This is a genomic window from Pontibaca salina, assembly GCF_016307205.1.
GTDB lineage: Bacteria > Pseudomonadota > Alphaproteobacteria > Rhodobacterales > Rhodobacteraceae > Pontibaca > Pontibaca salina.
In genome coordinates this window covers 1-7,036 of sequence record NZ_JAEIJD010000022.1, presented here as the reverse complement: position 1 = coordinate 7,036, position 7,036 = coordinate 1, and the positions used below count along the sequence as shown (strand labels likewise).

Below are 7,036 nucleotides of genomic sequence, written 5' to 3'. Positions count from 1 at the left end.
GATGATTTCAATCTCAGACATAAGCATGTGCTTAAGGCTATCCTTAAGCCTCCTTGGTCAGGCCAAGGTGTCCGGTCGAAACGGGGGCCAGTTCACATCGATAGGAGATTGGATCGAAGACTATAACGAAAACCATCCACATAGCTGCCTGAAATGGCACTCGCCCCGCGAGTTCATCAAGGCCAAAACCGAAACCGCTTAGGTGTCCTGTGAAACGGGGGCCAACTCAAGGGGGTTGCCGAGTGGGAAAAATAACATCGGACTCATGGCGACATTGGCGGCATGTGAAATCCACAATCCAAACGCGGTCCATTCTCAGAACGCCTTGCTCTCTGGCGGGCACTGAAACCGTTATCGAGGCTTCATTGGAGTGGCATTTCGGGCATTCCAGCACTTTCCCGTAAGGCAGGAGGTCGGGCAGTTGCGCCAGCTGCTCGCTCAGGTCGCTGAGATCCGCGTGGAGTGTGATGTCCTGCACGTCTTTTTGGCAAGCTATACAAAGTGTGAAGACCGTCCTCGGATTATGAGGGTGCAGTGTGAGAGGGTGCAGGTCAAACCGCACGAAATGGAGCCATACGACCCTACCCAGACGGAAGATCATTCTCCAGTTAGGCGAAGGCCTGTCCGGGTGTCGAGGGCGGTCATCTGGCTCGCCGCATCTGTTACAGCTCATTAAAATGCGGTCTTCGTGGATGTGATCATCGGTCTCACAGAATGTCCTTTTCGGTCGTCTGATCAGATATACGCGCCCGCGACCAACAGTGAAAGGCTTTCTAATTCACACAACGCGGGATAATGTAGGCGTCTTTCAGTCAGCGTGGGGACCTGCCGAGATAGGCATACAGATAGACCAGCGCAACGCCGCCCGCGCCCCCTACGGCATTCCCCAAAGTGACCCAGAACAAGTTGTTCAACGCATTGGTTACCGACACCCCAGACGCGGCCTGAACCGCCCGGTTTTCCCGGAGGCTGGTTACGCCGTTTCAAGCGCCTTTGTCGAACTGATTGCACTGTTCATAGAACTTCTGCTCGGCCGCCGCTGGCGGGATGTTTCCGATTGGTTGCAGCAGGCGGCGGTTGTTGAACCAGACGACCCTTTTCAGGGTTTCCCATTCGACGGAATCGGCGGTCTTCCACGGTCCCAGCTGGTAGATTACCTCGGCCTTGAACAGTCCGATCATCGTCTCTGCAAGGGCGTTGTCATAGCTGTCGCCGACGCTGCCGACCGAGGGTTCGATCCCGGCCTCGGCCAGGCGTTCGGTATAGCGGATCCACACATATTGGGCGGTTTCAACCGATCGTCGCAACACCCTATTGAAGGAGGTTGCGATGGCAAGAGGCAGCCGAAGATCAGAGCGATCAGCTGCGTCGCTTTTTCCAAGAGCCCTTGGACATTTTCCCAGTCTCCGCGTCGTGCGGCGCGGCGCAAGGCGCTGTTCTCGGCTTCGAGCCGGGTGATGCGGCTATCAATCTCGGCATCGCTGTGGGCTCCCAGTGTGTCCTGCTGGTCAAGATTGCGGGCAAGTTCCGCGCGAAGCACTTCGCTCAACAGCGCCTTGGCATTTGCCGGGCTGAGGGTGCTCTTATTCACTGCGCCCACGATCTCTGTCTCCTTCTGCTCGTAGACCGTGAGCAGCCTTGCGGCGCGCTTCACGGCGTCGAGCGGGAGGTCGGTGCGCAGAGACTGGCAGAGAAATAAGTTTGAGAGCTGGTTTGATCCGGCTCTCGGCAGGCGTTTTCTGAAATAGAAGATGCGGCCCCGGCGCATGAGATAGGGGCCGGCGTGGTGTTTGGATTTGCGGGACGGGACTCGACGCCGTTTTCGGGCGTAGCGGGCGATGTCATGTGTCACAGCCTGTGTCACATGATTCGGAATCTGTGACACAGTCGGCAAAGCAGGACTCTCTAAGTCCTTGATTTTGCATTTCTTGGTGATTTTTATGGCTGGGGTGGTAGGATTTTCTGTCATAATATCAATAGCTTAGCAACAAAAGGAAATGGGTCAACTATATTTTCGACAAAGAGAGTTTGTCTCACTCCGTGTGTCACTTAGAGCGGGCCGCGATCGCGTTTCTGCCACTTCTCATGACGGCTTGTACAATAGCCGGCTGGTCAGGGCTTACCGGAGACCAAACCTGTTGCGAAACGTTGCATTGTTATTGAAGATTGTCTGTATGAACTACGAACGCATATCCACACTGATCCGCTGGAGCCGCCGCCATGTCGAACTGACAACATTGGCCCTTCTGAGTTTGACAATTGGCGCAATTTGGGCGCTGGCTGAGTTGATTGACGAAGTTGTCGAAGGCTCCACCCACAGCCTCGATCAGAAGATCCTCTTGAGCCTGCGGAAACCTGGCGATGGGTTAGATCCAATTGGCCCCTGGTGGCTGGAAGAAATCGGGCGTGATCTCACAGCCTTGGGCGGTGTCGCCGTTCTTACGCTCACGACAATCGTCGTTTCCATGTTTTTCGTGCTATGTCGGCGATGGGCGTCAACCCTGTATGTCCTGGTGACAGTTGGCGGCGGTATCGCGATCAGCAATCTGGCAAAAGAATTTTTTGACCGCCCGCGGCCGGACCTGGTCCCGCATGGTTCAATCGTGCACACAGCCAGCTTCCCCTCCGGGCATTCCATGATGGCTGCCGTCGCATATTTAACTTTGGGCGTACTGATTACTCGCCTACAGCCACGGCTGGTTCTCAAGGTCTATATTTTGACAGTGGCCGTACTGCTGACGTTTCTTGTGGGCGTGAGCCGGGTATATATGGGGGTTCACTGGCCGACAGATGTGGCCGCTGGCTGGCTCGCAGGAGGCGCTTGGGCGATGGCGTGTCTGCTGGTCGCCGGTCGATTGGCCAAGCGCGGACTTGTCGACGATGAGGTTCACGAAGAGGCTACATAAAGCGAAAAAGCAAGTTGCGCGAAAGCTTTTTGCCAAGTGCTCTGGATGAAGCGCTCCGGCTTTGTCGGAGACCATAAGCTTAATTTAGGATGATGGTTAACATAAAGCTGGAGCGGTTCAATGTTCCCTTTCTAAAGTCGGCGTCTGCGGGACTTCTCAGCTTGCATAGTGAAAATTATGAGCGCTTTCTCGTGTCGATCGCGACACGTTATTTACGAGATTGGAGATGTCCGCCCTGACAATTCCCAGTACTTCTCCTCGAACCTACAGCGAAACGCGTTTCAAACTTGCGCGGAAAGATAACTGTGTTCGACCCGACGGATCAAAGCTGTTCTGAGATGTTCTTCTGGGGTTCGGACCGCCGCTTTTCGGGCGGCGGCCCATGGCTTGCTTACGGTCGCAGACCCTCAGCAAGTCGCTCTGCCTGAGCAATGGTCAGGACAGTTCGCATGGCGGTCAGCAATTGCCTTACGGGTTCTGCTGCCGCTTCGAGGGCTGCCGCTTCGGCTGTGAGGACGGTGTCCATCCAACCGCCCTGGACGGCATGGACGTCGACAACAAAGCCTTGTCGGGTCCCCTGCTGGATGACCTTCTCGATCCGATCCAGGATCCGTTCGAGGTCTTCCAGATACCGAGGCTCGAAGAAAGCCCCAGACGGCAGACGACGCACAAAGTCGGCGCAGTCGCGGCGGAACCTTCGATCGAAATTTGCGCCTGTCAGCCTTAAAAGGCTGACAGTTACCGCCTCCCTCAGATTGAGCGCTGAGAGAATGGCATGGCGTAAGTTGATCCCCTGATTGTCTATCGTGCTCATGCCCAGCCTCCCTCTGTGCCATTGGCACCGGAAAGAGAGGTCTGACCCATGTTGGCACCGAGGGCCTTGCTCTCAACCAGTGCCCTGATCAGGCCATCTGCAAGCGCGCAGATTTCCTCAACATAGGGCATGGCTGGATCCAGGAGCGCGAAGTAAGCAGCTTCCGGACGCTCGTCGTCGTGAACATGCTCAAGGGTGAGAAGCTCCTGTAGCACAGTGACTTCGTACTTGACGCTGCGAGTCAGCTTCGGCTGGCGACGAAGATCGTCGATCAACCTCTGCGTTCGGCGCAGATAAGGCCGCCCACCCAAGAGGAGAGCCGCATATTGCAGCCCCTCTGAATTCTCCTCGACGAACAGGTGGAAGGGGGTCGGTGGGTGGTAGGTGTAGTCGAACATTTTACATGCTCCCTGCAGTGCCCAAATCGGAATGAAAGGGGCTCAAATTCGGCCGTTTTCCCTGCGCTGACCGGGGGTTATAGCTTTGGACCTGCGAATCCGGTGGCTGAACCTGCTTTGTTTCGTTTGCTGGTTTCATCGAAGAGATCAGCAACGCGAAAAAACTGGTCAGTGGTTATCGGTAAATTGTGCTTTTACATGTGCTTGGCTTTCCCTTTCTTCCTTACTTCTCCTTTTCAGGATCGAGTCCGCTCGCTGCGCGGCCTCAAACAAGGGGCTGCGCAGCGAGCGGATTTGATCCGATCCTTGCTTCTTTTTATCTGAACTCGAACAAGGCGCGCTCTTCCGGGGTAATGATGTCCGCAAACTCCGCCTGGCCTTTCAGGCGCTGCACCTTTTTCAGTGCATCATCTTGGTACTCCGCCTCAATACCCACTGAGCGCTGGCCGCAGGCGGCTTTGGCCATACCCGTGCCGGCCATGCCCAACTCAATCCCCAGAAACGTGTGAAGGATGGTGCGGGCGATATGTTCACCCGTGCCGACGGTTTTGCGCCAGGCATCCGAAACATAGTTATAGCCAACCAGGCTGCCGTTCCCATTGATGAAGAGGGGTCGCCGGCCTTTCAGGGCCTTTTCTCGCATATCCGGCAACCATGCCGGATCGCATCCGCGCAGGATCAGCGCCTCTATGAACCGGTTGAGCCGCGGATCGACGTCGCAGCCCCAAGGGTCGCCGCCTTTTGAGAGGACAGTCTCGATCGTATATTTGCCATCGACCCAGAAGATGGTCTCGCCGAAGGTGAGCCGGGTATCGGCCAAACGGACCGGCATTACCGAAAACAACGCGATTGCCGCAGCCCCGTTGCGCTGAGCATGCTGTCGTCGCGGACAGGGCAGCTCGTCCACGGCTTTCAGAAGCGCGGAGGCAGTGTTGATCAGAGCAAGTGGGGAATACCCCGTATTCTGCAGTTTTTGATATTTTGTCTTTGGCGCCTTAGCCGCTTTACCGTCGTAAATTCGATTCAGCTCATAAAGCAGGGTGATCGCCTCAGCCTCGGCCCCGGTATAGCGAGCCATCTTCAGAAGCGAGGAGAAGGAGGCCAGAAGCGTCACAGGGGACAGGTCGCGGGCCCGCAAATCCCGGGCATAAGCGCGGACACTTTCGGTCGAGATCTCCTCTGTCAGTCCAGCCTTGCGCGCAGACAGCACGAGTTGGCGCAATTTCATGACATGGGTGCTCATCATGCCCGCGGCAGGCGCCATGACGCTGTTGCGATCAAACCCGGCACACATATCTGCTATGGCGTCCTGATAGAACGCTGACAGTGCGCTTTCCGGCACGGATTTAGTGAGGACGCGTGGTCTTGGCTTGGGTCTTTTTCTGGACGCAAGATAGGCCGCGTCTTTTTCCCGAATGGCAGCCATCAGTTCGAGCACAGAAGGATGTCTTGGAAAGAGGGCACTGAGACCAGCCTTCAAGACCCGCAATCGTCCGACCGAGTTGTAGCCGACATCAAAGTCGATAAAATGTCGCTTGGTCAGATCCCAGATCGCGGCGATTTTTCGACCCTCGAGAAAAACCAGGAAATCATCAACGACCCGAAGCTGTGGGGTCGTGATCTGGGTCAGCCCGGGTTCCCCGATGAGGGGCTCCCAGCGCTGCTGTTTCAGGATGTCATCCTTGGTGCGATAATCGGGCTTTTTCTTCATGACAGGTCCGACAGATCAAGAATATACTTCTGCACCTCGAGGCGTTTTGCACGTTTGTTGACCCAGCCATAATTGCGTATTGCGGTCATCGGCGTATCATCGAGCAGGCGCTCCAGCAGATCCCATCGCCCTGGGTTCTTCTGCACGAGCAAAGAGGCCAAACCATGGCGAAAATTATGCGGCGTCATCGGCAATCCAGCTGCGCGACTGTGGCGTTTGAACCATCCGAGAAAGGTTCTATAGGCCAGAGGGGTGCTGTCACCCACGGCCGGAAACAGATATATACTCTCGTCTGAATGCTCGAAAAGCGGACGGATCGACGTCAAATACCACTCGATGACTTCGAGACCATTCATATTGTCGCGGTTAATTGGCGCCCATATCTCGACCTCGTTCTTCGTGTCCTTTGGTGCAAGCTGGATCGTTGCATGATTGGTCTTCTCAGTGGGACGCAAGAACGTCCGTGCGGGCCCTATCATGATCAGATTCAGGGCGTTTTCGATTCGAATGGGCGCCCCCCGGGTTTCAAGGGCGGCGAAGGCCGCCACAGCGCCGATCTGGCGGACCTGGGTAATCTCGTGAGCAGTCATCTCTCGTCCCGCCGCTTTCGCCTTGACCATGATCGCCCTCGCCTGATTGCGCAGCTGTACATGCATCGACAGCAAGGTCAGGGTTTGTGTTCGGGATCCAAGCAGCCCTTCGCAGAACTTACGCGCCGAAGCCCCCATGCCTTTTCGAGCTTTTTTGCCTGACTGCAGAAACTGGTTTACGCCGAGGTGTTTTTTGAGCGAAGCTGGGCAGTGACCATTGCGCGCCATGCACAAATAGATTTCCGACAAATACTCATAGGCCGTCCTGGCCTGAATCTTGCCCTTTGAGGCGGTGTTTCTCGACCAGGCTCGCACAACCACTGTCGAATGGTCAGGCGTCAGCAGAGACGCCAATGTATCCGTTTCCTGAATATCGACCTTGCCGCTCAGGGCCAAGGTGCTGACGAACTTGCGCAAGGCTGCTATTTTAAGATCGAAGTTGCTTTTAGAGATTACGTCCACATAGACCTGTTCGACTGGGTCAAACTCGGTTTTCGTCGCGATTTCGACCCACTTGATAATCTTCTGTGGTTGACGCCCGTAGTGCAAGAAGTTTCTGACCTTATTGGCGCGTGATCGAGTGCGGTCTTCTGTGAGGCCTCATGATGCGGCACTTC

The 7,036-nt window shown here is 55.7% G+C and carries 6 protein-coding genes and 1 pseudogene; 2 read left to right on the top strand and 5 right to left on the bottom strand.

All coding sequences use genetic code 11. The features are described from left to right. Window positions 1–983: 983 nt before the first annotated feature. Window positions 984–1,289: pseudogene (locus JAO82_RS14055) on the bottom strand (integrase core domain-containing protein); the annotation flags it as partial. Between the two features lie 98 nt (window positions 1,290–1,387). On the opposite strand from JAO82_RS14055, the gene JAO82_RS14505 reads away from it, so the two are divergent. Continuing rightward, window positions 1,388–1,699, top strand: coding sequence for a hypothetical protein (locus JAO82_RS14505; RefSeq protein ID WP_198687025.1), 312 nt, complete (start codon window positions 1,388–1,390; stop codon window positions 1,697–1,699). Window positions 1,700–2,174: 475 nt separating this feature from the next. Continuing rightward, window positions 2,175–2,906: a phosphatase PAP2 family protein gene (locus JAO82_RS14045; RefSeq protein ID WP_198687024.1), complete on the top strand. Its 732-nt coding sequence runs from the start codon at window positions 2,175–2,177 to the stop codon at window positions 2,904–2,906. A gap of 391 nt (window positions 2,907–3,297) precedes the next feature. On the opposite strand, the gene JAO82_RS14040 is transcribed toward JAO82_RS14045, so the two are convergent. The 4 genes from JAO82_RS14040 to JAO82_RS14025 form a co-directional block, all read right to left on the bottom strand. After that, window positions 3,298–3,720 carry a hypothetical protein gene (locus JAO82_RS14040; RefSeq protein WP_198687023.1) on the bottom strand — a complete coding sequence of 141 codons (423 nt, stop codon included), beginning with the start codon at window positions 3,718–3,720 and terminating at the stop codon, window positions 3,298–3,300. Beyond that, a complete protein-coding gene (locus tag JAO82_RS14035) occupies window positions 3,717–4,118 on the bottom strand; it encodes a hypothetical protein (RefSeq protein ID WP_198687022.1) in 402 nt (133 codons plus the stop codon). Before JAO82_RS14035 ends, JAO82_RS14040 begins: the two co-directional genes overlap by 4 nt. 316 nt (window positions 4,119–4,434) lie before the next feature. Continuing rightward, window positions 4,435–5,829: a hypothetical protein gene (locus JAO82_RS14030; protein WP_198687021.1), complete on the bottom strand. Its 1,395-nt coding sequence runs from the start codon at window positions 5,827–5,829 to the stop codon at window positions 4,435–4,437. After that, window positions 5,826–6,968, bottom strand: coding sequence for a tyrosine-type recombinase/integrase (locus JAO82_RS14025; protein ID WP_198687020.1), 1,143 nt, complete (start codon window positions 6,966–6,968; stop codon window positions 5,826–5,828). Before JAO82_RS14025 ends, JAO82_RS14030 begins: the two co-directional genes overlap by 4 nt. Window positions 6,969–7,036: the final 68 nt, after the last annotated feature.